The 25,583-nt window shown below is 74.2% G+C and carries 26 protein-coding genes; 10 read left to right on the top strand and 16 right to left on the bottom strand.

What is annotated here, in order from left to right:
- Window positions 1-61 precede the first annotated feature (61 nt).
- Window positions 62-184, bottom strand: a complete 123-nt coding sequence (locus tag ABZ861_RS29540; protein WP_361636438.1) for a hypothetical protein — start codon at window positions 182-184, stop codon at window positions 62-64.
- A gap of 117 nt (window positions 185-301) precedes the next feature.
- Between ABZ861_RS29540 and ABZ861_RS29545 the strand changes: the two genes are divergently transcribed.
- A complete protein-coding gene (locus ABZ861_RS29545; RefSeq protein WP_361636441.1) occupies window positions 302-1,147 on the top strand; it encodes a phytanoyl-CoA dioxygenase family protein in 846 nt (281 codons plus the stop codon).
- On the opposite strand, the gene ABZ861_RS29550 is transcribed toward ABZ861_RS29545, so the two are convergent.
- The gene (locus tag ABZ861_RS29550) at window positions 1,138-2,421 is read right to left on the bottom strand and encodes an ATP-grasp domain-containing protein (protein ID WP_361636444.1); all 1,284 of its coding nucleotides are present in this window, start codon (window positions 2,419-2,421) and stop codon (window positions 1,138-1,140) included. The two genes, ABZ861_RS29545 and ABZ861_RS29550, sit on opposite strands and share 10 nt — an antisense overlap.
- Before the next feature lie 77 nt (window positions 2,422-2,498).
- On the opposite strand from ABZ861_RS29550, the gene ABZ861_RS29555 reads away from it, so the two are divergent.
- The gene (locus ABZ861_RS29555) at window positions 2,499-3,695 is read left to right on the top strand and encodes an MFS transporter (protein ID WP_361636446.1); all 1,197 of its coding nucleotides are present in this window, start codon (window positions 2,499-2,501) and stop codon (window positions 3,693-3,695) included.
- 121 nt (window positions 3,696-3,816) lie between these two features.
- Here the strand turns inward: ABZ861_RS29555 and ABZ861_RS29560 are convergent, their stop codons facing one another.
- Window positions 3,817-5,358, bottom strand: coding sequence for an alpha/beta fold hydrolase (locus ABZ861_RS29560; RefSeq protein WP_361636449.1), 1,542 nt, complete (start codon window positions 5,356-5,358; stop codon window positions 3,817-3,819).
- Window positions 5,359-5,651: 293 nt separating this feature from the next.
- Here ABZ861_RS29560 and ABZ861_RS29565 point away from each other — a divergent pair, with 293 nt between their 5' ends.
- A complete protein-coding gene (locus tag ABZ861_RS29565; RefSeq protein ID WP_361636451.1) occupies window positions 5,652-6,065 on the top strand; it encodes a VOC family protein in 414 nt (137 codons plus the stop codon).
- Between the two features lie 151 nt (window positions 6,066-6,216).
- A complete protein-coding gene (locus tag ABZ861_RS29570) occupies window positions 6,217-6,651 on the top strand; it encodes a YdeI/OmpD-associated family protein (RefSeq protein ID WP_361636454.1) in 435 nt (144 codons plus the stop codon).
- A 288-nt stretch (window positions 6,652-6,939) separates the two neighbouring features.
- Here ABZ861_RS29570 and ABZ861_RS29575 read toward each other — a convergent pair whose 3' ends face one another.
- Window positions 6,940-7,674, bottom strand: coding sequence for a gamma-glutamyl-gamma-aminobutyrate hydrolase family protein (locus ABZ861_RS29575; RefSeq protein WP_361636457.1), 735 nt, complete (start codon window positions 7,672-7,674; stop codon window positions 6,940-6,942).
- 406 nt (window positions 7,675-8,080) lie between these two features.
- Between ABZ861_RS29575 and ABZ861_RS29580 the strand changes: the two genes are divergently transcribed.
- Window positions 8,081-9,322: a ParB/RepB/Spo0J family partition protein gene (locus ABZ861_RS29580; RefSeq protein WP_361636460.1), complete on the top strand. Its 1,242-nt coding sequence runs from the start codon at window positions 8,081-8,083 to the stop codon at window positions 9,320-9,322.
- A gap of 184 nt (window positions 9,323-9,506) precedes the next feature.
- On the opposite strand, the gene galE is transcribed toward ABZ861_RS29580, so the two are convergent.
- Entirely contained in the window at window positions 9,507-10,508 is a 1,002-nt protein-coding gene (gene galE / locus ABZ861_RS29585; RefSeq protein WP_361636464.1) for a UDP-glucose 4-epimerase GalE, read from the bottom strand.
- 118 nt (window positions 10,509-10,626) lie between these two features.
- Here galE and ABZ861_RS29590 point away from each other — a divergent pair, with 118 nt between their 5' ends.
- Window positions 10,627-10,752 carry a hypothetical protein gene (locus ABZ861_RS29590; RefSeq protein WP_361636467.1) on the top strand — a complete coding sequence of 42 codons (126 nt, stop codon included), beginning with the start codon at window positions 10,627-10,629 and terminating at the stop codon, window positions 10,750-10,752.
- Window positions 10,753-10,794: 42 nt separating this feature from the next.
- Here ABZ861_RS29590 and ABZ861_RS29595 read toward each other — a convergent pair whose 3' ends face one another.
- From ABZ861_RS29595 to ABZ861_RS29625, 7 genes are all read right to left on the bottom strand, one after another.
- On the bottom strand, window positions 10,795-11,919 hold the full coding sequence (locus ABZ861_RS29595; RefSeq protein WP_361636470.1) for a methyltransferase domain-containing protein: 1,125 nt from the start codon (window positions 11,917-11,919) through the stop codon (window positions 10,795-10,797).
- Window positions 11,920-11,977: 58 nt separating this feature from the next.
- Window positions 11,978-12,409 carry an NUDIX domain-containing protein gene (locus ABZ861_RS29600; protein ID WP_361636472.1) on the bottom strand — a complete coding sequence of 144 codons (432 nt, stop codon included), beginning with the start codon at window positions 12,407-12,409 and terminating at the stop codon, window positions 11,978-11,980.
- Window positions 12,410-12,469: 60 nt separating this feature from the next.
- The gene (locus ABZ861_RS29605) at window positions 12,470-13,084 is read right to left on the bottom strand and encodes a hypothetical protein (protein ID WP_361636475.1); all 615 of its coding nucleotides are present in this window, start codon (window positions 13,082-13,084) and stop codon (window positions 12,470-12,472) included.
- Window positions 13,006-13,857 carry a hypothetical protein gene (locus ABZ861_RS29610; RefSeq protein ID WP_361636478.1) on the bottom strand — a complete coding sequence of 284 codons (852 nt, stop codon included), beginning with the start codon at window positions 13,855-13,857 and terminating at the stop codon, window positions 13,006-13,008. The genes ABZ861_RS29605 and ABZ861_RS29610 overlap by 79 nt, the downstream gene beginning before the upstream one ends.
- 69 nt (window positions 13,858-13,926) lie before the next feature.
- Complete coding sequence (locus tag ABZ861_RS29615) at window positions 13,927-14,715, bottom strand: hypothetical protein (RefSeq protein WP_361636480.1); 789 nt, start codon at window positions 14,713-14,715, stop codon at window positions 13,927-13,929.
- A 1-nt stretch (window position 14,716) separates the two neighbouring features.
- On the bottom strand, window positions 14,717-15,694 hold the full coding sequence (locus ABZ861_RS29620; RefSeq protein WP_361636483.1) for a radical SAM protein: 978 nt from the start codon (window positions 15,692-15,694) through the stop codon (window positions 14,717-14,719).
- Between the two features lie 355 nt (window positions 15,695-16,049).
- Window positions 16,050-16,832: an ATP-binding protein gene (locus ABZ861_RS29625; protein ID WP_361636485.1), complete on the bottom strand. Its 783-nt coding sequence runs from the start codon at window positions 16,830-16,832 to the stop codon at window positions 16,050-16,052.
- 309 nt (window positions 16,833-17,141) lie between these two features.
- Here ABZ861_RS29625 and ABZ861_RS29630 point away from each other — a divergent pair, with 309 nt between their 5' ends.
- The 4 genes from ABZ861_RS29630 to ABZ861_RS29645 all read left to right on the top strand — a co-directional run bounded on the left by ABZ861_RS29630 (window position 17,142) and on the right by ABZ861_RS29645 (window position 19,879).
- Window positions 17,142-17,996 carry a DUF5753 domain-containing protein gene (locus tag ABZ861_RS29630; protein WP_361636488.1) on the top strand — a complete coding sequence of 285 codons (855 nt, stop codon included), beginning with the start codon at window positions 17,142-17,144 and terminating at the stop codon, window positions 17,994-17,996.
- Between the two features lie 13 nt (window positions 17,997-18,009).
- Window positions 18,010-18,246 carry a DUF397 domain-containing protein gene (locus ABZ861_RS29635; RefSeq protein ID WP_361636542.1) on the top strand — a complete coding sequence of 79 codons (237 nt, stop codon included), beginning with the start codon at window positions 18,010-18,012 and terminating at the stop codon, window positions 18,244-18,246.
- A 233-nt stretch (window positions 18,247-18,479) separates the two neighbouring features.
- A complete protein-coding gene (locus ABZ861_RS29640) occupies window positions 18,480-18,752 on the top strand; it encodes a hypothetical protein (RefSeq protein ID WP_361636490.1) in 273 nt (90 codons plus the stop codon).
- Window positions 18,753-18,973: 221 nt separating this feature from the next.
- On the top strand, window positions 18,974-19,879 hold the full coding sequence (locus ABZ861_RS29645) for a response regulator transcription factor (protein WP_361636492.1): 906 nt from the start codon (window positions 18,974-18,976) through the stop codon (window positions 19,877-19,879).
- 7 nt (window positions 19,880-19,886) lie between these two features.
- On the opposite strand, the gene ABZ861_RS29650 is transcribed toward ABZ861_RS29645, so the two are convergent.
- The 4 genes from ABZ861_RS29650 to ABZ861_RS29665 all read right to left on the bottom strand — a co-directional run bounded on the left by ABZ861_RS29650 (window position 19,887) and on the right by ABZ861_RS29665 (window position 25,539).
- On the bottom strand, window positions 19,887-20,168 hold the full coding sequence (locus ABZ861_RS29650) for a hypothetical protein (protein WP_361636495.1): 282 nt from the start codon (window positions 20,166-20,168) through the stop codon (window positions 19,887-19,889).
- A 43-nt stretch (window positions 20,169-20,211) separates the two neighbouring features.
- Window positions 20,212-21,633 carry a 3-carboxy-cis,cis-muconate cycloisomerase gene (pcaB, locus tag ABZ861_RS29655; RefSeq protein ID WP_361636498.1) on the bottom strand — a complete coding sequence of 474 codons (1,422 nt, stop codon included), beginning with the start codon at window positions 21,631-21,633 and terminating at the stop codon, window positions 20,212-20,214.
- 23 nt (window positions 21,634-21,656) lie between these two features.
- A complete protein-coding gene (locus ABZ861_RS29660; protein ID WP_361636544.1) occupies window positions 21,657-23,693 on the bottom strand; it encodes an FAD/NAD(P)-binding protein in 2,037 nt (678 codons plus the stop codon).
- A gap of 373 nt (window positions 23,694-24,066) precedes the next feature.
- Window positions 24,067-25,539 carry an FAD-dependent monooxygenase gene (locus ABZ861_RS29665; protein WP_361636501.1) on the bottom strand — a complete coding sequence of 491 codons (1,473 nt, stop codon included), beginning with the start codon at window positions 25,537-25,539 and terminating at the stop codon, window positions 24,067-24,069.
- Between the last annotated feature and the right edge of the window lie 44 nt (window positions 25,540-25,583).

Here is a 25,583-nt window from a genome sequence, read left to right on the forward strand (position 1 = left end):
GACGACGAGCCGCCCGTACGGAATGCATTCCGTACGGGCGGCTAATTCGCGGCTCAGCGGATTACCACTTGGAGCACTCCTGCTTGGCGTCGCGGGTCTCGATGAAGTCACGGTCGCTCATGTCGTTCACTCCCTTCCGGGGTGCGGGATCGGGGTCGGTATTCGTGCGGCCTGCCGGCCTCACGGCTCACACACTAACGCAGGCCCGGCCGGTCGCCGCAACGGTGAACGGGGAAAGCGCATTCTTCGATAACCTGCGGGCGAGTTCAGCGGAAATGGACGTTCGAAGAGGGAGGAAAGAATGGTTGACACCGCTTCCCGCGACCTGCGGGAGAACGGGTTCGCACGGCTGCCGGGGCTCGCGGCCGGCGACGCGCTCGCCCGGCTGCGGCGCGCGGCGGCCCGGATCGAGGAGCTCGCCGCGGACCGCGTCGTCTCCGGCGGGGAGTTCGTCCTGGAGGCGCCCGGGGTGGGCGGGTGGGCGGCCTGGCAGCAGGGGGCCGGCGCCCTGAAGGGGGTGCTCCGCTCGGCCGACCGCGTCCACGAGCGCGTCCCGGAGTTCGACGCCGTGCAGCGCGCGCTGGGCCTGGCCCAGGGGCCGGTCGCCCGGTGCGCGGGCGGCCCGGGGGAGCTGGTCAACGCGTTCTTGTGGGCCAAGCCGCCCGTCGTGGGCTCGGCCAAGCCCTGGCACCAGGACCTCGCCTTCGCGCCGCCCGGCTTCGACGCCGAGGAGCACGGCATCGTGACGGTCTGGATCGCGCTGGAGCCGGCCACCGCGCGCAACGGCTGCCTGGAGTTCCTCCCCGGCTCCCACCTGCACGGGCTGTTCCCGCACCGCGGGGACCGTGAGCGGCTGCCGGGCGAGGCGCCGCGGCTGAGGGCGGTCGAGCCGCACATCGCGGACGCGGACCTGCCCCGTGCGGCCGCGCCGGTCGCCGTGCCCCTGGAGCCGGGTTCGGCCGTCGTGTTCGACGGGCTGACGGTGCACCGCTCGGCGCCCAACACGACGGCGGCGGAGCCCCGCACCGCCGTCAGCTTCGTCTACGAGGTCCCGCGCCCGTCCTGGGCGCGGCGGGGGCCGGCGGCGGTTCCCGCACGACGTTCGACCGCGGCGGATCCTCAGTCGAACGGCGCGGCTCAGGACTGAGGGGCGCTCCCGCGGTCGAGGGCGTAGAACGCGGCGCCGTCGAGGTGGCGGATCGTGTTGAGGTCGCGCTGCACGACCTCTTCGAGCTCGTGCAGCAGCGTCACGACGACCGGGTAGGTGAGGTCGTCGACCGTGCGGCGGATCTCCTGGCCGGGCTTCACCGGGGTCGCCAGGGCGTGGAAGCTCTCCAGCGCCTCGATCTCCTCGATGCCCCGGTACTCGCTGAGCACGCCCTGCACCGGGGAGACCATGCCGGCGATGGCGCAGAACCTCCGCACCCGGTAGGGGGTCCCGGCGCGGGCGTGGAACCGCTCGGGGCGCAGGTACGCCTCGACGGTCCGCTCCACCTGCGACTCGCCGATGCCCAGGCCGGCGGCGGCCGGGATGCCGCCGCCCGCCATCCGGGCGCCGGCCTCCACCAGGCACGGCCCGGCGGGGGTCATCCTGATCTCCACGTGCGCCGGGCCGTGCCGGACGCCGAGGGCGTCCAGGACCCCGAAGGCGTACTGGCGAAGGGGCTCCACGACCCGCTCCGCGGAGTCGATCAGCAGGAGGGCGTCGCAGAGGTCGACGACGCCGTTGGCGCTGACCCGGGCGGTGCGCCACACGTCGCACAGGTGGTGGCGGCCGTCGCGGCTGACGGTGTTCACCATGTACTCGGCGCCGGGAAGGTACTCCTGCGCCACGGCGCCCCTGTTGGGCTGGGAGAAGACGTCGTCGGCGGGGGCGAGGGAGCGGAACGCGGCGACGGACTCCTGCGGGGTGTCGCAGAAGGAGACCCCCTGGCCGCCGGCGCTGCGCGGCGGCTTGAGGACGACGCGGCCGCCCAGCGCCCGGTGCCAGGCGGCCAGCTCGTCCGCGTCGGCGGCCCGCAGTTGACGGGCCGCGCGGAGCCCGGCGGCGCGCACGGCCTCCACCATGAGGTGCTTGTCGCGCCGGGCGGCGCTGAGGGCGGTCCCGTTGCCGGGCAGGCCGAGGCGCTGCGCGAGCAGGTCCGCCAGCTCCACCCCCAGCTCGCCGCCCGAGATCACCGCGAGCGGGGAGAACGCCGCGACGGCGTCGGCCGTGGCCGCCGTGTCTCCTTCGTGGACGATGTCGGCGACGAAGTCGTCCGGGACGTGGGGCGCCGCGCGGTAGACGAACGGCACCTCCCGCGTGCTCTGCACGCGGACGACGGAGCATCCCTGTCGCACGAATTCCAGAACGAGGGAGCGGACCGCGGCGTAGGCGTCGACCATCACGATGCACGGCTTGCTCTGATTGGCTGCTGTCATGAGTTCAACATAGACAGGGGCGCCGATAGCCGAAATCCGTTCAGCTCTGCCATCCTCCGACCCTGGAGGATGACCTGATGACATTTCATCTCGCGCGGGTCCGCTCGCCGCATTTCACGCCCGTATTGCTGTTCGTGAATTCCGTCGGCAGTTTCATGGTTCTCGTGGCCCTTTCCACGCGCGTGGGCTCGGCCACCGGGTCGGGACTGCTCGCCGGGGCGGTGCTCAGCGCGCCGTGGCTCCCCGCGCTGCTGCTGAGCGCCGTGCTCAACCGGCTGCTCAGCGGACGCGCCCCGCAGGGCCTGATCCGGCTGGCCGAGGCGGCGAGCCTGGCGGTGACCGCGGCCGCGCTCGCGGCGCCGGAGGGGGCGCTGCTCGCGGCGGCGGCCTCTCTCGTCGTCGTCCGCGGGTTCTTCGAGGCGGTCACCCGCTCGGCCGCCTCGGTCCTCCTGCGCACCGTAGTGCCCTCGCGGCGGCTCGACCAGGCCAACACCGTCGCGGAGATCGGCAAGCTGACCGGGGTCAGCGTCGGGGCGGCGCTGGCGGGGCCGGCCTCCTCGGTCCTGTCGCTGCGGGGCATGATCGCGGTGAACGCGGCCACGCTGGCGCTCTCGGCGCTCCTGGCCTGGGCGCTGCCGCCCGCGCCGGAGAGGGCCGCGGCCGGCGCCGAGGACGGCGCGGGCTCCCGGGCCGGCGCGCGTCTGCGCGTGCAGGACCCGGTGCTGCGCCGGCTCTTCGCCCGTTTCCTGCTGGTGGCGTTCTGGCAGGGGTTCCACACGGTCGCCGTCACCGTGGTCCCGCTGCGCGTGCTGGGCGGCGGAACCCGTCTGGTGGGGGTGTTCGTCGCGGTGTCGGCGCTCGCCGTCTTCGCCGGCTCGCTCGCCGCCCTGCCGGCCCAGCGCTACCTCGCCCGGGTGCCCTCGACGGCGTGGGCGCTGCTGCCGCTGGCGCCCCTGCTGGCGGCGGTGGCGGTCGGCCGGACGGCGCCGACGATCGTGCTGTACGCGCTGTTCCTGGTGCTCTTCGAGATGGCGTTCGTCCACTACAACAACCGGCTGCTGGCCTCGGCGTCCGACGAGGAGCTCGCGTCGGTGGTGACGCTGCGGGCCACGCTGCTGCCCTCGGGCGTGGCGGTGTCCATCCTCGTCGTGGGCGCGCTGTGCGACCTGGCGGGGCCGCTGCCCGCGGCCCTCGCGGTCGCCTGCGTCACGGTCGCGGTCACCGCCGCGACCGCGGACGCCCGGCACTGGAGACGGCGCCTGCGGAGCGCGTGAGCGCGGCGGGACCGTGAGCGAGGCGGGGCGCGGAAGGCGGCGGGGCGCGGAGCGAGGCGCGGGGCGCTGAAGGGCGGCGGGCCCCGCACGGCGGATCGTGCGGGGCCCGGCCGAGGACGGGTCAGGCGGCGGGGGGCACCGGGTCCGCGGCCGCCTGGCAGGTGGCGTCGACGCCCCACCGCGAGGCGGGACGGGCGCCGTCCCTGAAGTAGTCGCTGGCGTAGGCGTTGAGGCAGGCGTTGTTGTTCGCCGACAGCGCCGAGCCGACGTTGTGGCCGCCCAGCTCCACGATGAGACGGGAGTCGGGGAACCGCACCCGCATGTCGAGGGCGCCGAACATCCCGTGCGCGGCGTCGTACTGCGGCTGCACCAGCAGGATGTCGACGCCGGCGCCGCCGACCCGCGCCGGGGCCTGGGCCCGCGCCGGCCAGAAGGCGCAAGGCGCGCTGTACCAGCCGTTGCTCCAGGTCAGGAGGCGGTTCCCGGCGGCGTACTGACCGGCGAGAGCAGCGCTCCACACCTTCCAGTCCTTCGGCCAGGGGCCGTCGGTGCAGTTGACCGCGTTGGTCGCCGCGACGCGGTTCTGCTGCGGGAAGCCGGGGGCCGGGGAGTCGGCCCGCAGCGCGGTGGCGTCGCCGCGCACGACGAAGTCGGAGAATATCTTCGCGCGGCTCGCCCAGGTCCAACTGCGGTAGACGACCTGCTCGAAGGAGTTCGTCCACTCCGCCGGTCCGATCCTGCCGTCGACCGGCGCCGCGCGCAGGGCGTCCTGGGCCTTGTAGTAATTCGCCTCGACCTCGTCCGCGGTCGTGCCCAGGCGGTAGACGGAGTCGTACTTGGCCACCCAGGCGAAGAAGAGGCCGCCGTCGTGCTCGGAGGCGACGTTCTTGGCCATCTGGTCCGGGTAGCCCGCGCCGGTGGGGCTGGGCACGCTGTCGAGCAGCATGCGCCTGACCCGGGTCGGGTACATCGTCGCGTAGACCGCGCCGAGGTAGCCGCCCCAGTCGATGCCGTAGTAGCTGATCCGCTCCTGGCCGAGCGCGATCCGTATCCGGTCCAGGTCGCGTGCGGAGTCCTTGGTGGTGAAGTGGTCCAGCGCGTCGCCGTACCGGTCGCCGCAGCTCTTGGCGTACGCCTCGGCCCTGTTCACGGAGTTCTGCTCGTCCGCGGCCGTCTTGGGCACCGGGTCGGGCAGCAGCGGCTCGATGTAGGACGGGTCGCACACGAGGGCCGGCTCGCTGGCCCCGACGCCGCGCGGGTCGAAGCCGATCCAGTCGTACGCGGCGCCGACGTCCCTCGCCAGCCCGGTCGTGCCCTTGGCGTACCGGGTGGGCATGTCGCGGCTGATCGGGCCGGGCCACTGGCCGCGGTGCAGCAGCACGACGCCCTGGTACTGGTCGTCGGCGACGGTGTGCACCGCGCGGGTCAGCGCCAGCTTGATCTTCCGGCCCTCGGGCCGGGCGTAGTCCAGCGGGACCTCCACCGAGCCGCACTCCAGGCCCTTGAGCAGCGCGCCGAGGTTCGGGTCGGCGTCCGGACACGGCGACCAGGCGATGGTTCCGGCGGCCGGCGCGGCGGCCTCCCCGGCCGCCGCCGCGGGGGCGACGGCCGGGACCGACAGGCCGGTCACGATCACCGCGGTGGCCAATGCGAGCTTTTTCATGGATTCCCCTATCTGGATGCACGGCGCTCACAGGGTGGCAAGGGGGTCTCCGACGGCAGTTGACATTGGCTCAAAATCCGCTGGAGTCAGCGCGGGCCGATAAGCTTCGTCGCGGTGATCTCCCTAGAATCCGGCTGGAACACCGACGCCGGGAGTGCTCAGCGGCTCGCCCCTCGCGGTCCTGACTCCCCCGGCCTCTCCCAGCGGTCGACCGGCGGACACGCGCCGACGCGACGTCCCCGGGCAGGGGGCGTCCGGCGCGCGTGCGCCTCCAACAGTTCAAGGAGCGGGGCATGAAAGCGCACGTCAGCTCGATCCTTCTCGGCGTCCGGGACATGGACCGGGCCAAGCGGTTCTACACCGAGGGGCTCGGCTGGAAGATCGAGAGGGACTACGGCGTCTCGGTGTTCTTCGCCTCGGACGGCGCCTCGCCCGTCGGCTTCTACGGCCGCGAAGGGCTGGCCGAGCAGGTGGGCACGGACCAGGAGGGCAGCGGCTTCAGCGGACTGGTGCTGACCTACGTCGTCCGCAGCGAGGCGCGGGTCGACGAGGTCATGGCGGAGGCCCAGAAGGCCGGCGCCACGGTCCTCAAGCCCGCCGGCGCTCTGCCGTGGGGCGGGTACGGCGGCGCCTTCGCCGACCCGGAGGGCTACATCTGGAGTCTGGGCTACAGCGACCAGGGGACCGACCAGTCCTACGCGGAGTAGCCGCGGTCCTCCTCGCACGGCGGTCCGGGACGGCGGGGCGCGTGCCGCCGCGCCGTCCCGGAGGGCCGTGACCGGGGCGCGGCGGGAGCGGTGCATCGGAGCCGGGCGGGCGGGGTCCGCGGAGAACCGGCAGGACGGACGGGAGAAGGCATTGAAGTTTCGGACCTGCGTCGAGCCGCCCGAGCCCATGCGGGGTCTGGAAGTCCCGCCCGAGGTGGTGGCGGCGCTCGGCGAGGGCTCGCGGCCGCCGGTGACGATCACCCTCAACGGGCACTCCTGGAGGAGCCGGGTCGCCCTCCTGCGCGGCCGCCACCTGCTCGGCCTGAGCAACGCCAACCGGCGCGCCGCGGGCGTGGAGATCGGCGAGGAGGTCGAGGTCGAGGTGGAGCTCGACACCGAGCCGCGCGTCGTCGTCGAGCCCGCCGACTTCGCCCAGGCCCTGGACGAGGAGCCGGCCGCCCGCGCCGCCTACGACAGCCTCACGTACAGCCGCAAGCGCGAGCACGTGCGCGCCGTCGAGAGCGCGAAGAAGCCCGAGACGCGCCGGCGGCGCATCGAGAAGGCCATAGCCGCTCTGCGGGGCTGATCCCGCGGGGCGGGACCCCGGCGGCGGCGCGGCCGGTCCCCTCCCCCGCTGCCCGCCCGCCGAAGGCGACCGCGGCCGCCCGCGGCGAGGAGGCGGCGTGCGCGGCCGCCTTCGGCTAGGAGGCGGCGTGCCCGGGCGGCCGCGCACGGCGGGCCGGTGCGCCGGCCGCCCCCGCCGCCGCGGCGCTGACCGCGGGCGTTGCTCCCATCCCGCGGATGCGGGCGTTCCGCCGGATACGACCGTTCCGCTGAATGCGGGGTTCCCGCGCGTGCGGCGGACGCAGTCGGTTCAGGGGCGTCGGGCGGCGCGTACGAGTGCCTGGTGGAGTCGTCGGTCGGGGGTGAATCCCGCCTCCCACTGCACGCCGACGGCGAAGGGGTGATCCGTGACCTCGACGGCCTCGACGGTCCCGTCCTGCGCCCAGCCGGTGGCGGTGAGGCCGGCGCCGAGCCGGTTGACGGCTTGGTGGTGGTGACAGGCCGTCTGCGGGGCGTCCTCGTCGAGGACGCCCGCGATCCGGCTGCCCGGCTCCAGCTTCAACGGGTGGGCGCCGAGGGTGAAGGACGGCGTGTCGGGGCGGTGGCCGTCGTGGCCGGCGACCTCGGGCAGGTGCTGGTGCAGCGTGCCTCCGTGCAGCACGTTGAGCAACTGCATGCCGCGGCAGACGCCCAGCACGGGCAGCCCGGCGTCGAGCGCCGCCCGGGTCAGCGCCAGCTCGACGCGGTCGGCGTCCGGGGTCGCGGCCCGCGTGCCGGGGTGCGGGTCCTCGCCGTACAGCGCCGGGTCCAGGTCGGGGCCGCCCGGGATCAGCAGGCCGTCGATCCGGTCCGCCACGGCCTCGACGCCGGGCAGCAGCGGAAGCAGCAGGGGCGTGCAGCCCGCCGCGGCCAGGAAGGCCAGGTGGGCCTGGAGCGCGAAGCTGACGACCATGTCGTCGCCCTGGAACGCGACCGGCGCGGTCCGCGCGCAGATCCCGATCACCGGCGGCCCCGTGCGGGCCGAGCCGTTCATGACTGATTCCATGACCACCTTCACGGGTTTCCGGGTTCGACTGAGGAAAGCAGGCAGATGAGACGGCCGTTTCCAGACGGCCGCCACGGCAAAATAGCCGCGTGCGCGAAGCGGCGTCCACGGTTCAGATCCCGGCGGCCCGGCGCCTGCCGGACGAAGCGGCCCTCCTGGCGCCCCGGGAGACAGCCCTCCTGGCGCCGCAGGAGACGGTCCTCCCGACACCGCGGAAAGGGCGCCCCTGACCGCAGGAAGGGCGCCCCTCTCCCCCGCGCGGCCGCCTCGCCCCCCCTTCCGGGCGAGGCGGCCGGGCGCGGCGGCGCTGCAGCGCGTTTCCAGGAAGCGTCGATCTCCCCTCGACTGCTGCTGGAGCACTTCCTGCGACGCTCGTCGGCAGCGGCGGCAGAGAGGGAGTGAAGGAATGGCTCAGAGCAGCGCGCAGGCCGTCTTGCTCACGAACGCGTTCGGCTCCGTCGGGACGGAGGACGTCGACGCGTCGGCCGGCGGCGCATTCGATCTGAAGCGCTTCGAGCGGATTCCGGCCCGCGACGTCTCCGTCGACGCTCTCTCGGCGAGCGTGTCCGTGCGCCGGAGCGGCACGGACGCCGCGCACGTCCAGCTCCTCGCCGACGCGGCCGGCGCGGCGGAGCTGCCGCCCATCCTGGTCCAGATCGACGGCCGCCGCGTCATCGACGGCCTGCACCGGCTGGAGGCCGCCAGACTGCGCGGCGACAGCAGCGTCAAGGCGCGCTTCGTGGACTGCTCGGACTCCGAGGCGCTCGTCATCGCCATGAAGGCGAACGGCTCGCACGGCCTGCCGCTGTCCAAGGCCGACCGCGTGGCCGGGGCCCGGCGCGTCCTGAGCTGCCACCCCGACTGGTCCGACCGCGCCGTCGCCGGCGTCACCGGGCTGAGCGCGAAGACGATCGCCTCGATCCGCGAGCGGCACGGCGAGGGAACGCCGCTGGACGCCAAGCGCGTCGGCCGGGACGGCAGGCGGCGTCCGGTGGGTCCGGGCGAGGGCCGGCGGCGGGCCGCCGAGTACATCGCCGCGCACCCCGGCGCCCCGCTCCGTCAGGTCGCCCGGGAGACCGACGTGTCGCTCGGCACGGTCCACGACGTGAGCGCCCGGCTGCGGCGCGGCGAGAGCCCCGAGTGCGGCGGCCGCCGGACGGCCGACGCGGCGCCGCAGCCGCTGCGGTCCGTCCGCCCCGCCCACCCCAGCCCCTCCGCCCCCTCCGTCTCCTCTGTTCACTCCGTCCGTCCCGTGCGGTCGGTGCGGCTGCCCGGAGAGCCGTCGCGGCCCGCCCCGGCGGCTCCCGGCGGCGCGGACTCCGGCGGCGCGGCCCGTGCGCCGCTGCGGGCGGCGCCCGTCGCCGACGGCGCGCCGCAGCGCAGGAACCGCACCGAGGAGACTCCGGCCTGGACGGCGGTGGCGGCGAAGATGGCCAGCGATCCCGCCGTCCGCTACACCGCGGGCGGCCGGGAGTTCCTGCGCTGGATGCAGTCGCACGCCGCCGGGCCGGACGACGGCTGGCGGGAGCTGATCGACGCGGTCCCGGCCCACTGGCTCGGCGTCATCGCCCCGATCGCCGAGCGCATCGGCATGGAATGGAGCCTGCTCGCCGAACGGCTCAAGACCAAGCAGGACACGCTGCCGTGAACTGAGGACGCGCCCGCCTCCGGTCCTCGGCGTCGCAAAGCGGTGCGCCGGCGCCGGCGGCCCGTCCCCCGCCGTCTCGCGTCAGCCGGCGGAACCGGCCGGGGGCGCTTCGACGCGTCGAGCGGGACGGCGCCGCGGGCTCGCTGCGGCGCCGCGGTGACGGCGTCGCAGAAAGAGGAGCGGCCTATTCGGCGGCGCCGATCACCGTGTCGCGCATCTCGTGCCACCGCAGGGAGTCGCGGATGCCGTCCTCCACGGAGTGCTTCGCCTTCCAGTCGAGAAGCTCGCGGGCGAGGTCGACGCGGGCGTAGGCGCCGGCCGAGTCGCCGGGGCGGCGTCCGGTCTCCACGGTCGCAAGCGGGGTCCCGGTGACGGCTTCGAAGGCGGCGACGAGTTCTCGAACGGTCGTTCCGCGGCCGGTGCCCAGGTTGACGACGCGGTAGGGGGCGGCGCGGGTCACGGCGTCGAACTGTTCGATGGTCTTGACGTGGGCCGCGGCGAGGTCCCAGACGTGGACGTAGTCGCGGATGCCGGTTCCGTCGTGGGTGGGGTAGTCGGCGCCCGTGATGGAGAACGGCTGGCCCGCGTGGTGGACGTCGATCATCTTGCCGAGGGCGTGCGTGGGGGTGCGGACCTGGAGACCGGTGCGGAACTGCGGGTCGGCGCCGATCGGGTTGAAGTACCGCAGGGAGACGACGTCGAGGGTCCCGGCGGCGGCGACGTCGCTCAGGATCGTCTCGAACGTCGCCTTGGTGCGCGCGTAGGGGCTGAGGGTCTCCAGGGGGGACTGCTCGTCCACGGAGAAGTCCGAGGGGTCGGCCCGGTAGAGGGACGCGGAGCTGCTGAAGAGGAGTCTCCGGCAGCCGTTGCGCACGAGGTGCTCGAGGAACTCGATGCCCTTGGCGACGTTTTCGCGGTAGTAGCCGAGCGGGTTGGCGACCGAGTCGGGGACGACGATCAGTGCGGCGCAGTCGACGGTCGTCTCGATGTCGGGGTGCTCGGCGAAGACCTGGTCGATCAGCGCGCCGTCGCCGATGTCGCCCTCGTAGAAGATCCGGCCGTCGGCGAACTCGCGCCGGCCGGTGGCCAGGTTGTCCAGGACGACGGGGGTGATGCCGCTGTCGATGCAGGCGGAGGCGACGGTGCTGCCGATGAAGCCGGCGCCTCCGGCGATCAGAGCCTTCAAAGTCTGTCCCTCGTTTCGGGCGGTCGTCCTGCCGGGTCAGGCGTTCGGCGCCGCAGGGGGCGGCGGCACGGCTCCGGTCGGCAGGGGAGCCCGTGCCGCCCGGGGCGCTGCTGGCATCGTGCCCTACGTCAAGCACAGGACAGCCGCCGTCCTGATCGGACAGCCGCCGTCCTGGTCGAACTTCCGCTCGGCGGCGGCCGCCACGCTCGTCGTCTTCGGCTTCGCCGCCGCCGGCTTCGCGTGATCTGAGGCGCCCTGACGGGGGGCCGACGCGGTCGGCGCCCGTCTACAGCCTCCACTCGGTGGGGGTGAGGAGCGGGTGGGTTTCGTTGCCGCCCGGGGCGAGGGAGCAGGACCAGGCGGTGAGTTCGGGGCGTCCGGTCTGCGCCCACTCGGCGATGCGCTGCTCTGCCTGGTCGGCCAGCGTCTGGGCGCCGGGAGTGGGGTAGAGGCCGTTGGGCTGGACGAACACCGCTGTGGAGTCGTCTTCGACGAGGGCGGCGCCGGTGTAGTCGGTGGCGCCTTCGGCGCCCGCGCAGGTGGTCCGCGGATCGCGGGCGGCCAGGTGCATCCACAGGTCGACGTAGGAGCCGCGCGGGTCCAGGTCGTCGGGTACGGCGCCGGGGCGGGCGGCGGCTGGATCGGGGGCGGGGAGGCGGTGGCCGCGGGCGGCCGGAGCCGGGGTGACTCCGGCGTACAGCGGCCCGGTGGCGGTCATGAAGTCGGCGTTGGCGACCAGTCGTCCGGTCAGACCCTGGGGGGTGCGGGTGACGCGGAGCAGGGGGTGCAGGCCGCCGTGCGCGACGGGGGCCAGGACGGCGCCGTCGTCGCCGAGCTGGTCGTGCCAGGCCGGGGAGGTCCCGGCGATCCCGCAGGTGACGATGACCAGGTCGTACGGGCCGCCGTCCCGGTGTCCGAGGTAGCCGTCCGCGGCGTGCACGGCGACGCGCGACGCGCCTGCGCGGTCCAGGGCGGCCTGAGCTCCGGCGGCGACGAGCCCGGAGGCGTCGATGGTGTGGACGTCGGCGCCGGTGATGTGTGCGATCAGAGCTGCGTTCCAGCCGGTGCCTGCGCCGATCTCCAGCACGCGCATCCCGGGCCGCAGCCGGGCGGCTTCCAGCATCTTGGCGACGATGGAGGGCTGGGAGGTGCTGGAGAAGCCGCCGGCGCCGTCGTCGGGGGTGTGGGTCATGATGCCGCGGTCTGCGTAGGCGAGCCCCAGCAGCTCGCCTGTGGGCCGGGCGGGGTCGACCGGTGTGTGCCTTCCGGCGGCGTAGTGTCCGGCGATGAACAGGTGCCGGGGCACCGCTTCGATGGCCGCGGCGACCGCATCGGAGCGGATCGCGTTCTTCGCTCGCAGGTCGGCGGCCAGGGCCTGGGCCATGGGCGCCCAGTCGGCGGTCGTGGTCATCGCTTCACTTCTCCTGCGGGCCGTAGCGGGTGAGGGCTGTGTAGATGCGGCGGCCCTTTTACCAGCCGTGCACGGAGAACGGCTCGCCCTTGAGGTAGTGCGCGATGCCCAAGGCGTTGTACGGGACCGTGCTGTACGGGAGTTGGTCGCTCGCATGCCAGGAGAGACCGGCGCACTTGTGCGGCTCCACGTTGCGGGGCTCGCCTTGCCAGTGGCGGGCGGCGAAGAACCAGCCGATCCGCGGCTCGCCCTCGGGATTGCGGAAGTGCATGACATGCACGATCCGCAGGGCGTCCCGCTCGATGCGGACGCCGATCTCCTCCCACGCTTCGCGTCTCACGGCGTCGAAGACGTCCTCGCCCCGGTCGAGCTTCCCGGAGGGCAGATTCAGCATCCCGTCGGCGTAGCCGGTGCCCTGCCGCTCGGCAAGGCACACGGCGCCGCCGCGCTCCAGAATGAGCATCACGTCGTTCACGGGTAGCTGCTGCACTGCCGCCTCGTCCTCCGACCCCTTGCGGTGCGCGTTGCCGGTAGGACCGTAGCGGGTGGGTCAGGCCGCGAGCAGTCCCGTCTCCTCAACGCGTTCGACGGTCCACTGGACACGTTCCGCGACGGTCAGGTTGAGCGGCATGGAGAGGACCGGCACTTCGGGGACCTTGCGGAGAGCCGCGCGGACAGCCTCATCCGCCTGATCCTGCAATGGCAGGACCTTCTCCCGCATCCGGTCGCCGCCGGCCTTCTGGTCGTAGCGGTCCCCGCAGTACACGACCATGTCGTACGCGAGGGGCATCCACACCTGGCACATGCGCTCGGCGGACCGCAGCCATGCCCCGACGCGGGGTTCGCTGAGATCCAGAACCAGACCCGCGAGCGCCAAGACGTTCAGCGGCGTCTTGTCGGTGATCAGGACCCGGTGGTGACGGGCGGCGCGGAGCGGCACGGTGAAGTGCTGCGCGAACAGGTCCATCTCGGCGACCAGGTCGAAGCCCCCTTCGCCGTGAAGGACGATGTCCTCCATGAACGGGCTGGTCCGAGCGGGTTCGCCGGTGCAGGCGACGTTGACGCCCTGCTCGCGCAGGCGCGCGGTCAGCGCGTGGACGAACGTTGTCTTGCCGGCCGCTTGAGTGCCTTCGACGGCGATGACCCGGCAGTCGCGGATGGGCACGAGTCCTCCAGGAGAGCGGTGAAGGTAGGGGTTTCCAGCCATCCCCATGCGCCTTTCGCGCTGTCGGCGATGGCTCGGTTGACGTTCAGGCCGGTGTCCGGCCAGTGGGCGAGTTCGGCGGTGAGGGCGGCGACGAAGGCCGTGGAGACGGAGTGGCGCAGGTTGAGGACGCTGACGCGTTCCCGGCCCTCTTCGTCGCCGTTCTCGATCCACCGGCGGTGCAGGGCGGGCATGCTCGCACCGCGCAGCTCGGGCTGGGTGACGTCGAGCCCGAGTTCGGTGCACACGTCGACCAGGCGGCGGGAGGTCCCGGCGAGGAGGTGCCCTGTGTCGTATCGGGTGTCGACGTAGCGGCTTGCGGCAGGGTCGGCGTCACGGCGCCGCAGCCACTGCTCGCGGGCCCGTTCCAGAGCGGGTACGACGCTCGTGGGGGCGTTGGCCCGCAGGACGGACAGGTCGGCGCAGAACTGATGGCCGGTGACGATGTCGGCGGTCTCCGAGGCTGCGGTGAGGCACGTCGCGGCCTGCTGGATCAGCGGTCCCATCTCGTCGGGTTCCTCGACGTAGAGGCTGGTCCACTGGAACGTCGCGTCGGCGAGATCGCGGGCACGGTCCGTGGGCAGGTCGAGCCAGACCGCGCTGAAGCAGAAGGGTCGCTGCCCGTTCTTGATCCGGTAGTTCTTCGACCACTCGACGTCGACGGACGCGATCCGTGCCGTGCCGGCACGCAGCGGCGGAGGCGTCAGTGCGTGTCCGGTGGGCGAGCTGCTCATGATGATCATGCGGTGTCCCTGCCGTAGGCCGGGGGCCGCGCGCCCGCTGCGGGCGGCCTCCGGCGGACGCTACTCGGTGCGCGCTGACGCCACGCCGCCCAGCACGGAAGGCGCGATCTGCCATGCGGCTGCGAACAGGACGTCGAAGAGGCGTAGGGGTTCGTCCCAGTGCAGTCGCCCGCTGTGCTTGCCGCACAGGAGGGCGGTGATGACGGCAGAGGACAGGACGCTCGCGGCGAGAGCGTCACGCGAATCGCCTGCGCTGCGCCCTGCGGCGAGGGCGTCGCATGCCTGCTGCGCGCTCTCCTGCTGTTGGGGGCCGGCGAACCGCTTCAGCGGCTCCAGCCCGTGCGCGGCGGCGGTGTCGCTGACGAGCCCGACCGGCCCGAGGTCGTGGCTGGTGTCGACGTAGCGCGCCACGCCCTTCTCCCGGGCCGTGCGGTTTCGCCAGCCGGCGGCGACCGCGCTCACGCCCGGGTGCCGCGGCTCCCCCTCGGCGCGCGGGAGCTGAGTGAGGACGTGCAGGTCGTCGGCGCCGTTGTGCCAGGCGACGAACTGCGCCTTCCGGCGGGACTGGACGAGAGCGACGTCGAGATGGCGGACGATCTCCGCCGTCTGCCCCAGGCTGTCCGGGAGGAGGACCCGGTAGCCGAAGTGGATGAGCGGCGCCGACACCGGCAGGGACTGCGTCCGGTGGATCTTCATGAACACCGCGGCGGCGCCCATGAGGACCGGCTCGTCGTCGGCCTCCCCCCAGAGCAGGGACAGCGCGGTGAGCCACGTCCCCTGCTTCTGGATGGGGCGGGTGACCGACCCGAGCGGCGTCTCGGGCCACGACAGGTTCGTCATCTCCTGCACGTCACACCCCCTGGTCGACGGCGAGGATCGACCGGCCGACGTACTTGGAGACGTGGTTGTCCTTGAAGCGGTACCGCTTCCAGATCTCGGTGATGGGCTCCTCAAGGACGTTGCCCAGGTACTCCCACAGGTCCGGCGCGTCGTACACCGGCCAGGCCCGCGCCGCCCCGTCGGGCTCGATCACGATCATGTGGCCTTGGTTCTGCGGGGTCCACGCCGTCAGCCGCAGGGCGGGGGACCACTGCATCTCGGCGCGCTGCTCCTTGAGCCGCGCGAACGTGCTCTCTGCCTCCTCGGTCGTGATGAACTCGTGGTCGGCGAGGTTCAGCGCGTTGCCCTTGCGCAGGGGCAGGATCAACTTCACCTTCGTGGCGTCCAGGACGTCCGCGATCTGCACGGTGTACGGCAGCACGGACAGGGTGGAGCGGTAGACGACGGCCGACAGAGCGAGGGGGATGCCGGCCTCTTGCAGGACGCGGACGCCGGCCATGGTCTTGTCGTAGTCGCCGCGCACGCGCCGGAAGGCGGCCCGAGGCCCCTCGAAGCCCACGTTCGCGTACGAGACCTTCCCCGCGATGTTCCGGGCGTGGTCCGGGGCGTGGGTGGCGTTCGTGGGCACGGCGACGATGTGGTGGCCGTGGAAGACGTCGACGACCGCGCCGAAGTCCTTGCGCAGCAGCGGCTCGCCGCCGGACAGGAAGATCCGGCCGACGCCGGCCAGGTTCTTCTGGATGGCGGCGAGCTGGTCGAGGGTCGGGTCCGGCTTCTGTAGGACCTCCGAGCAGAACGAGCAGTCGAAGTCGCAGCGCTTGGTGACCTGAACGATCACGGACAGCGGCTTGGTGAGGGCGTCGGCCGCTGCGGTGACGTCGAGGTCGGCCGGGGCGTCGAAGTGCTGCCCGTTGAAGGCGTACCCCAAGCCGCCGCCGAGGTCTCGGCGGGTCTGCTTGGGGACGTTGAGCATTCCAAGGTCGGTCATGGTTCCTCCGGTGCGCTAGGTGTGCGGTGAGAAGCCGCTCGGCGCTCTGGGCGCGTTCGAGCACCGAGCAGACGTCTGTCTCCCCCGTGGCGCCGGTCAAGGTCTGGAGGCGGGGGGCGTTCCTCCTGGCGATAGGCGAGAAGGTCCAGGCCGTCGGCGAGGTCGGCGGGCCACTGCTCAGGCAGTCGGACCCAGTAGCGCAGGCCTCTCGTGTTGGCCGCCAGCACGTCCACCTTCTGCTGCACGATGACGGGCGCCGTCCGGGTCGCCCTTGCGCGGTCGTAGATCGGGCGATGTCCTCAGCCGCTCACGCGCCCACTCCTTCTACTGCCACCGCTCGCAGGCCGCGGCCCTCCTAGCCCTTCTGAGCGGCCTCGAAGTCGCCGAACTCCGGGTTCGGGTCGGTGACGTCGACGAGGAGCCGGCCCTCCTCCTCGATGCGAAGCTCGAGGGTCACCCTCTCCCCGGGGTGACCAGGCATCACGCCGTGCTGGACGGCGTTGGCGGCGAGGTGTCCGACCACCACCGCGGCGGCGTCAATCGGTCCGTCCCATCGCATCAGCGCGAGGGCCTGGCGGGCGTAGGCGCGGGCGCAGGTGGCCGCGCCGGGGTCGCCGGGGAGGCGCAGGGGAGTCAACGACCCTAAGACGGGGGCGTTGGCGGCAGCGGGCTGCATGCGGGTCGGCCCTTCGCAGGGGGTGAGGGCGAGAGCGCACCACGTCCGGGTGCCGTCGGGGCTGGTGCCCCACGCGTCGGAGAGGGCCTCGACGAGCGCCAGGCCGCGGCCGTGCTCGTCGTCGGGCTGCGCCTGGCGCACGACGGGGCGCCCGGTGGAGCCGTCCCGGACCTCGAGCACCAGGTGGTGCGCGGTGAGGTAGAGACGCATCCCGACGTCCGGCCCGGCGCCGTGCTGGAGCGCGTTGGTGACCAGCTCGCTGGTCAGCAGCTCCGCCGTGTCGGCGAGGCCGGTCTGACGCCAGAGGTTCAAGGCCGCGCGGACGATGCGCCGGCATCTGCCGGGCCACTTGGCATCCACGCTGGAGAGACCGCTGCCGTCGTGGTTCGGTCGCCGCCCGATGGACAGCTCGAAGCCTGACCGAGGGGCGTTTCCCTCCTGCATGGCGAGTGCAGGTGTCATACCGATACCTCCGGGCCTACAGGGCGGCATGCAGGGCGCAGTGCAATCGCACAAGAATGCGGTTCATAACCCACTCGCCTGCCGCGGTTTGCGTTGGCTCAACTACCGTGGCGGTAGACCGCATTGCGAGGCAACTGGATCGCCGCTGAAAAATCAGCGAGACCGTAAATGGATTATGCGGGAATCTGCACAGGGGCTGCGATGAGCGCACAGCGGATGCCAGACTGTGCGCAGGGCGGTACTCAACCGACGCAGACGCATGGGGGTGTTGCACAGATGGCTGCAAGGCGTGGGGCAACCGGGCGGCGCTTGGAACTCGGCATCCAGCTCAGACAGTTGCGCGAGAACTGCCCAGCCGTCGAAGACGGCAGGGCGCGCGGCATGACTCGTAGAGCCGCCGTGCGTGGACTGAAGGCGCTGTCGGAAGCGTCTCTCGCCCGGGTCGAGAACGGCGAGCTGAACTTCCGACGCAACGTCGGCGACCTGCGCACCCTGTTGAAGCGGTACTCAGTCGTCGATCTCGAATTGATCGAACTGCTGGTCGAGCTGAACCGCGAGGCTCCTCACGACGACTGGCTGACGCAGTACCGCGCGTTCATGCCAGCCGGTATGCCGCACTTCGTCGGCCTGGAAGCCGAGGCCACGGAGATCCTGGCCTACCACCCGACCGTCGTGTACGGCCTCCTGCAGACCGAGGCGTATGCGCGAGCCCTGTTCGAAGTCCAGCGCCCTGTCGAGGACACCACCAGCGAGTTCATACAGCGCAACGTGGACCTCCGGATGGAACGCAAGCGGAGAGTCCTGGAGCGTGACGACCTCCGGCTCCGCGTCATACTCGGCGAAGCGGCCCTGCGCATCCCCGTCGGCGACGAGGACACCATGCAGGACCAGTATCGCGAGGTCGTCAAGCTGGCCCGTCAGGACCACATCTCGGTCCAGGTGCTGCCGTTCAAACGCGGCTACCGGTCGAGCAACGACTTCACGATCCTGGACCTCGGCGAGCTTCCGTCGCGGGTTCAGACGGACAACGCGTGGGGAGCTGTGTCCACGTCAGACAAGCCGCGCGAGGTCGACCGGTTCACACGCCGGTTCAACGCGATGGTCGGGGCCGCGCTCGGCCTCGAGGAGACCATCGAATTCCTGGAAGCACTCACTGGAAAGTAGCGGAGCCATCGACATCAACCGAGACCACAAGCCCTCCACTGACGTCGCACCGGAAGACGCCTGGTACAAGTCCTCCTACAGCGACGGAACAGGCAACAACTGCATCGAGGCAGCCGACCTGACCACTCGGGTCGGAGTCCGCGACTCCAAGGACAAGCAGAGGCCCGCGCTGCTCTTTCCGCGCGGCGCCTGGGGCGCCTTCGTTCAGAGCGTGAGCGCCGGTGACGTCCCCGCGGACGTCCGGTCCTGAGAGTCCGCCCGACGAACGTGGCGGCCGCCCTCAGAGTCCTTGAGGGGGGCCGCCGCCGGCCTTCTGCCCGCGCCGGAACCGCCGGCGGCGGTGCGTCACCGTCCAGGGTGGCCCGGTCAGTCGTTCGAGAGGGCCGCGCGCCCTGCTCGATCGGGCGCGCGTCGGGCCGGTCCGGCGGATCGCGGGCGGAGTTGAGGACTTCGGGCCGGTTCGTGCCGTAGGCCGTGGCCCCCGTGTCCCCGCCGGCCGCGGCGCCCTTCTCCACGGCGCCGATCAGCCGGTACGCGCCAGTCCGCGACCCGGGCCCGAGGGCCTTCTCCGCGTGCGTCGCCGCGCGCAGGGCGCGCGCGGGCGGCAGGAGCGCCCGCATCCGCTCCCAGCACGCCCCCGGCGCCCTCGCCGGACAGCCGCCGTCCTGGTCGAGCTTCCGCTCGGCGGGCCGGAACCGCTCGGCGGCGGCCGCCACGCTCGTCGTCTTCGGCTTCGCCGCCGCCCGCTTCGTGTGATCTGAGGCGCCGCGGCCGCTCACGACTGCCGCGGCCGCCGAGGCGTGCGCGGCAGCAGGGGGCGGGCCTCGGCCACGCACCGGGCCGGGTGGGCGGCCGGGCGGCCGGGCGGGCGGGCGGGGCCTGGATCGGTGCTGCATCGGGGCTCGACCGTGCGCCGTTAGCGTCGGCGCGGAGGCGGCCGGAGCGGTCCGGGACCGCCACGACCCCCCGGGGGAGGCATGAGCCAGGTTCAGGCGCAGGCACTGCTGGAGCACCAGAGGTCCACTCCGCACCCCGAGCACGACGGGCGGCGGGCCCCCACGCCGGTCCGGGGAGCGCGGCTGCCGCGCCCCGGCGCCGACTCCCGGCCCCCCGGCCAGCACCCGCCCGGCCAGAGCGCCCCCGGGCCGGGCGACTTCGGCCAGACCTCGGTACGGGACGTGCCGGGCCGGGACGCGCCCCGGCCGGCGCCGGCGGTCTCCGGGCGGCGCGTCCTGGTCGTGGGCGCCGACGCCGGGGACGGGCTGGCGCACGAGCTGCGCCGGCACGGCCACACCTGCACCAGGGCGGCCCACGGCGGCGCGGCCCTGCACGCCTACGGCGGCGCCGACCTCGTCCTGCTCGACCTCGAGCTGCCGGACCTGGACGGGCTGGAGGTGTGCCGGGCGATCCGGTCGGTCAGCCGGGTGCCGCTGATCATCGTCACGTCCCGCGAGTCCGAGACCGACTGCGTGCTCGGACTCCAGGCGGGCGCGGACGACTACGTCACCAGGCCCTTCGGGATCCGTGAGCTGACGGCCCGGATCGAGGCCGTCATGCGCCGCGCCCAGTGGCAGTCGGCGGCCGCCGCGGCCCCGGTCCGGGAGATCCGGCACGGCCGGCTGCGCATCGACGCGGGCGCCCGCGAGGTGACCGTGGACGGCGCGCCGGTCGCCCTCACGCGCAAGGAGTTCGACCTGCTGCGTCTGCTGGCGCAGCATCCCGGCGCGGTGGTCCCGCGCCGGGAGCTGCTCCAGCGGGTGTGGGGCGACTCCTGGTCGCGCCGCACCGTGGACACCCACGTCAGCAGCGTGCGCGGCAAGCTGGGCGACCCCGGCTGGATCGTCACCGTCCGCGGCGTCGGCTTCCGCCTCGGCGCCGTCTGACGCCCCCTCACCCCCCCTTCCCCGCGCCCGCGTCGTCGTCGAGAGCCCCCCTCCCCCTGCGTCCGACGGGATCCGCCGTGTCCACGTTCAGCGGGTGCGGGGTCAGGAGGCGCCCCCGCGCGTCCGACGAGGTCGGGCCGGGACCGGCGGGCGGGGACCGGCGGGGCGGGCCGCGGGCGATCCCGTCGCACGCGCGGCGAGCGGCCAGCGCCCAGTCGACCAGCGGGCCGGCCGCGCCGGTGTAACCGGCCGGGTCGAGCAGCGCGGCGAGCTGCGCGGGCGCGAGCACCCCGCGCAGCGCGCCGGACCGGGCCCTCTTCCCGGTCAGGGCGTCAGGGCGTGTCCTTCGGGGCGGGGCGGGCCGGGCCGCGGCCGGCGGCCAGCGCCCGGTCGACCAGCGGGCCGGCCGCGCCGGTGTAACCGGCCGGGTCGAGCAGCGCGGCGAGCTCCGCGGGCGCGAGCACCCCGCGCAGCGCGCCGGAGTGCGCCAGCACGGCGGCCAGCGGGCGCCCGGTCTCCGCCGCCCGCAGCGACGCCCGGGTGAGCAGGTCCTTCGCGGCCGCCCTGCCCAGCCGCGGGGCGAGCACGGCGCAGAGCCGCTCGGAGACGAGCTGTCCGCCGGTGGCCTCCAGGTTGGCCGCCATCCGCTCGGGGCGCACGGCGAGCCCGCGGACCAGCTCCACGGCGGTGTGCGCCGCCCCGCCGGTCAGCCGCAGCGCCTCGCGCAGCGGCTGCCACTCGGCGTGCCAGACCCCCGCCGACCGCTCGTCCTCGTGCGGCAGGCACTGGGCGAGGACGGCGGCAAGCGCCGGGACCTGGAGGGCGGCGGAGCGGATCAGCGTCGACAAGACCGGGTTGCGCTTGTGCGGCATCGCCGAGGAGGCGCCCCGTCCGGCCGCCGCCGGCTCGGCCGCCTCCCCGATCTCGGTGCGGGCCAGCACCAGCACGTCGGCGGCGATCTTCCCCAGCGCCCCGGCGGTGTGCGCGAGGGCCGCGCCCAGGTCGGCGACCGGCGTGCGCAGCGCGTGCCAGGGGAGCACGGGCGCGGCCAGCCCGGTCTCGTCCGCGAAGGCGGCCGTCAGCTCCTCCAGGACGGCCGCCGGGTCGGCGTCGTCGCCCGCGTGCTGGAGGTAGCCGGCCAGCGTGCCGGCCGCGCCGCCCAGGGAGACCGGCAGGCCGCCCTCGGCCAGCCGCTCCAGCCGCTGCGCGGACTCCAGGACCATCTGGCGCCAGCCCGCCGCCTTCAGCCCGAAGGTGGTGGGCACGGCGTGCAGGGCGAGGGTGCGTCCCGCCATCACCGTGTCCCGGTGATCGGCGGCCAGCGCGGCGAGGGCGCCGGCCACCTCTTGGAGGTCCGCGGCGATCAGCCGCAGGGCGCGGGTCGCCACCAGCATCGCGCCGGTGTCGAAGACGTCCTGGCTGGTGGAGCCGCGGTGCACGTACTCGGCGGCCTCCGGCGCGCAGGCCGCGACCTTCGCGGTGAGCGCCGCGACCAGGGCCACCACCGGATTGGCGGTCTCCCGCGAGGCCAGCGCCAGCTCCCTGGCGTCGAAGTCGGCGGCTCGGGCGGCGGCGGTGATCGCGGCGGCGGCCGCGGGCGGGACCGTGCCGCAGCGCGCCTGGGCGCGGGCCAGCGCGGCCTCCGCGTCGAGCATCGCCTGGACCCAGGCGCCGTCGGCGACGGCGGCCTCGACGGGGGCGCCGGCGCGGACCGGGGACAGCAGCCCGGTGTCCCGGTCGGCGGGACGGCTCACACGACCGCTCCCGCGGGGGCGGCTCACGCGACCGCTCCCGCGCCCGCGCTGCCGGACAGCGCCGCCTGCGCGTCGCCGGACGGCGCCGGGCCCGCCGCGACCGCCGGCGCCCCGTGCGGCCGCGGCGCGGGGCGCGGCTCCGGCAGCGCCAGCACCGCCGCGGCGATGGCGTCGGAGTCCTCCAGCGTCACCGAGCCCACGCCCGGCCGGATGCCGGCCGCGGTCACCCAGTGCACGGCCTCGGTGGGCACCCCGTACGCGAACCGTCTGGGGTGCGGCGCGCCCTGCGCGTCGAGCAGGCGGTAGGGGCGCTCGGAGACGGCCAGGCCGCCGGTCTCGTAGGACGAGCCGTCCGCGCCCGCGACGCGGTGGGCGCGGGCCTGGCCGGTGCGCAGCAGCCGCTCCATGAGCGGGTCGGCGGTGCGCCGCACGTCGGTCTCCGGCAGCCGGGCCTCGACCAGCGCGGTGGCCCGCACCCGCAGGCCGGGGACGTCCGGGGAGGCGCCGGCGAAGGCCGGGCCCGCGGGGTCGAGGGGGTCGGCGGCCACCCGCAGTCCCGGACCGGTCACGTCGAGGACGCCCGCGTCGATCAGGGCGGCCATCTCCTCGATGCGGGAGGCCGGCGGGCCGATCGAGAGGAAGGCGTTGAGCGGCGTGTACCAGCGGTCCAGCTCGTCGCGGTGGGAGTCGGCGTCCAGGCCGCCGTGGTCGATCGCCAGGCGCAGCTCGTTGCGCAGGTCCCGCAGCAGGTCCAGGGCCGCCTTGAAGGGGCCGCTGACGTTGCCCTCCCGGGCCCGGCGCACGTCCTCGTCGAGGTAGCCGCGCAGCCAGCCGCGGAAGGAGGCGGGGTCCTGGAAGACCCGCTCGCCGTAGGGCCGGGCGACCGTGTCCCAGTCCCAGCGCTCGTCGTCGCCGACTCCGGCCGCGGCGAGCAGCGCGTCCTCGGCCCTCTCGTCCCCGGCCCGCAGGAACGCCTGCGCGAAGGCGGCCGCCGAGGCCGGCCCCGCGCGCCGCGCGAGCAGCGTCTCGTAGTAGACGGTGCGCACTTCCTTGGAGATCAGCGGCCACAGCTCGGCGCCGAAGCGGATCGGCTCCCCGCCCCGTGCCCGCTCGCGCAGGGCCGTCACGAAAGCGGTGGTCAGCAGCCGCGGGCGGCAGCGGCCGTGCGCTCCCTTCTCGTTCTCGCCGCGCGCCTGGTAGGGCACGCCGCGGCGGGAGCCGGCGTACAGCCGCGGCTCGCGGCCCGAGGGGCGGTAGGCCAGGCGGCCGTCGACGCGCTCGAACAGGCCGCCGCGGGCGCGCGTGAACAGCGCCATGTAGTCGAAGAAGTTCAGGCCCAGGCCGCGCAGCAGCACCGTCTCGCCGGGGGCGATCGCGGACAGGTCGACGTCCGCCGGGTTGCTCGGCGCGATGTAGGTCAGCCCGTGCCGGGCGGCGTACGCGGCGAACTCCCGCTCCTCGTCGGTGGGCCGCACCCGCACGTGGCCCTGCGCGAGCACCACCGCGCCCAGGCCCGTCAGGCGGGCGCCGTCCTCCAGGAGCACGGTCTGCGCCCCGCCGTCGCCCGCGCCGGGATCGGCGTCCTGAAGGGCCACGGCGCGCGCGGCGTGCAGGCGGACGGTGGTGTGCGCGGCCGCGCTCGCGGTCACCCGGCCGAACACCCAGGTCAGGTACTGGCCGTACAGGGCGCGGGTGGGGTACGTGTCCGGCCCCAGGTCCCGGGCCTCGGCGAGGGTCTCGTCGTCGTAGGGGGCGCCCGCGCCGGGCGTCAGCGCGCTGGGGCCCAGCGCCTTGGCCCACTGGTACAGGCTCGGGCCCTCCTCCAGCGGCCCTTCGACGGCGACGCTGGCGTCGGTGTAGACGGTGACCTGGCAGGCGACGGTGTTCATCAGCAGGTGCCGGGACTGGGAGGGCCGCCAGACCCGGCCGGCGCCCGGCGGGTCCGGTTCCACTACGTGCACGGTCAGCCGGTCCCAGCGGGGGGACTTCCGCTCCTGCGCGCAGAGCCGTTCCAGTACGGACAGCCCGCGGGGTCCGGCGCCGATCAGGCACACTTCCATGCGTCCGCTGCTCACAAAGCACTCCGCTCGGGAGACGGGGGAGGGCCGGACCGCGGCGCCGCCGCGCCGGCCCCGCCGGCGCGCCGGACCGGCCTGCTCCCCCCGGGGGTCAGGGTGGTGTCCGCCCACGGTCGGCCCCGTCGCTCAACCAGGGCTCGGATGCGGGTGGAAGACCCCTCCCGGCCCGGTTGCGGGCGCCTTCCGGGCCGGGCCGGTCGCGGGCGCAGACCCGTCCCGGCCCGGTTGCGGGCGCCTTCCGGGCGCCTTCCGGGCGCCTTCCGGGCCGGGCGGGCGCGCCTGCGGGGCGCCGCCCCGCGCGCAGAGCACCCCTGGGGGGACTCTGCGGCCGGGTCCGGCGCGGGCGCCGGGCGTGTCAGGGGGCGCCGAACCAGCGCGCCAGCGCGTCCTTGAGGGCGGCCTCGTCCGGGGCGGCCCAGGCGATGTGGCCGTCGGGGCGCAGCAGCAGCGCGTGCGGGGCGTCCGGCGCGCCGCCCTCGCCCTCGGCCCAGTCGCCGGCGACCGTGTCCACCCGGTCGCTCCAGCGCGCCGCGGTGGCGCGCAGCGCGTCGGCGCCGGCCGCCGCGGGGGTCACGAACAGCACGCCGCGGGCCGGCTGAAGCAGGTCCCGCACGGCGGCGGGGCTGCCGTCGGCGAGCTTGAGCGGGGTGTCGGGGCGCAGCCGCAGGCCGAGCCGCGGGTGGCTGCCGGGGCCCATGTCGTAGCGGACGTCGAGGCCGGACACCTGGCCGGCCAGGTGGCGGGCCACCGCGGCGTCCTGGACGAGTTCCTGCATGACCGCGCGCAGCGGCTCCATCTCCTCGCCGGAGAGGTAGAGCCTGGTCTGGGCGCGGGTGTTGCGCATGAGCAGCTCCCCCACCGGGTGCCGCTCGGACTGGAAGGTGTCGAGCAGGCCCTCGGGCGCCCAGCCGTTGACGGCGGCCGCCAGCTTCCAGCCGAGGTTCGCCGCGTCCTGCACGCCCACGCTCATGCCCTGCGCCCCGGCCGGCATGTGGATGTGGGCGGCGTCGCCGGCCAGGAAGACCCGTCCCTTGCGGTACTGGGCGGCCTGGCGGGTGGCGTCGGTGAAGGAGCTGATCCAGCGGACCTCGGCGTCGTGCAGGCGCTCGCCGGTCATGTCCTGCCAGGCGTCGGCGATCGTCGCGAACGTGAGGCCGCTGCGGTCCTCGGGCGGGCGCAGCGACTCGTTGTGGACGACGATCCGGTGGACGCCGTCCTCCAGGTCGAAGGCCATGACCATGCCGCCGGGCACGCGCTCGCCGATGGGGCGCTGACGCACGTCCGCCCCGACGACGTCGGCCATGTACATCCCCCGGGTGGGCTCCCAGCCGGGGAAGCCGATGCCGGCGAGGCGGCGCACGACGCTGCGCGCCCCGTCGCAGCCCACCAGGTAGCGGGCGCTCTCCTCGCCGCGGCCGTCGGGGCCCTCGTACTCCACGACGACGCCGTCGTGCGTCTCGCGGAAGCCGAGCACCTCGTGCGCGCGGCGGACCTCGACGCCCAGCTCCTTCAGCCGGCCTTCGAGGATCTCCTCGGTGCGGTACTGCGGGACGCCGCGGACGCTGAAGTGGTTGTCGTCCAGCTTGGAGAAGTCGATGTGGACCCCGCCGAAGTGGCCCTGGGCCCAGGCGACGTCGCCGAAGCGCTCCAGCAGGCCGCGCTGGTCGAAGACCTCGGCCGCGCGCCGGGTGAAGCCCACGCCGCGGGACTCGCCGCTGGGCGCGGGGAGCTTCTCGAAGACGACGACGTCCACGCCGCCCAGTCTCAGTTCGCCGGCGAGCATCAGCCCGACCGGCCCGGCGCCTACGATGATCGCGCCCTTTGCCATGTCCTGCTCCTCAACTGCGGGGTGGGCGGGGGGTGTCGTGCGGC

The sequence above is a fragment of the Streptomyces sp. NPDC046985 genome (assembly GCF_040644415.1).
Lineage (GTDB): Bacteria > Actinomycetota > Actinomycetes > Streptomycetales > Streptomycetaceae > Streptomyces.

Bases quoted from the DNA above. Each gene is read 5' to 3' on its own strand.
- ABZ861_RS29545 (WP_361636441.1), top strand. From the start codon at position 302: ATGGTTGACACCGCTTCCCGCGACCTGCGGGAGAACGGGTTCGCACGG.
- ABZ861_RS29550 (WP_361636444.1), bottom strand. From the start codon at position 2,421: ATGACAGCAGCCAATCAGAGCAAGCCGTGCATCGTGATGGTCGACGCC.
- ABZ861_RS29555 (WP_361636446.1), top strand. From the start codon at position 2,499: ATGACATTTCATCTCGCGCGGGTCCGCTCGCCGCATTTCACGCCCGTA.
- ABZ861_RS29560 (WP_361636449.1), bottom strand. From the start codon at position 5,358: ATGAAAAAGCTCGCATTGGCCACCGCGGTGATCGTGACCGGCCTGTCG.
- ABZ861_RS29565 (WP_361636451.1), top strand. From the start codon at position 5,652: ATGAAAGCGCACGTCAGCTCGATCCTTCTCGGCGTCCGGGACATGGAC.
- ABZ861_RS29575 (WP_361636457.1), bottom strand. From the start codon at position 7,674: ATGGAATCAGTCATGAACGGCTCGGCCCGCACGGGGCCGCCGGTGATC.
- ABZ861_RS29580 (WP_361636460.1), top strand. From the start codon at position 8,081: ATGGCTCAGAGCAGCGCGCAGGCCGTCTTGCTCACGAACGCGTTCGGC.
- ABZ861_RS29595 (WP_361636470.1), bottom strand. From the start codon at position 11,919: ATGACCACGACCGCCGACTGGGCGCCCATGGCCCAGGCCCTGGCCGCC.
- ABZ861_RS29610 (WP_361636478.1), bottom strand. From the start codon at position 13,857: ATGAGCAGCTCGCCCACCGGACACGCACTGACGCCTCCGCCGCTGCGT.
- ABZ861_RS29620 (WP_361636483.1), bottom strand. From the start codon at position 15,694: ATGACCGACCTTGGAATGCTCAACGTCCCCAAGCAGACCCGCCGAGAC.
- ABZ861_RS29625 (WP_361636485.1), bottom strand. From the start codon at position 16,832: ATGACACCTGCACTCGCCATGCAGGAGGGAAACGCCCCTCGGTCAGGC.
- ABZ861_RS29645 (WP_361636492.1), top strand. From the start codon at position 18,974: ATGAGCCAGGTTCAGGCGCAGGCACTGCTGGAGCACCAGAGGTCCACT.
- ABZ861_RS29660 (WP_361636544.1), bottom strand. From the start codon at position 23,693: ATGGAAGTGTGCCTGATCGGCGCCGGACCCCGCGGGCTGTCCGTACTG.
- ABZ861_RS29665 (WP_361636501.1), bottom strand. From the start codon at position 25,539: ATGGCAAAGGGCGCGATCATCGTAGGCGCCGGGCCGGTCGGGCTGATG.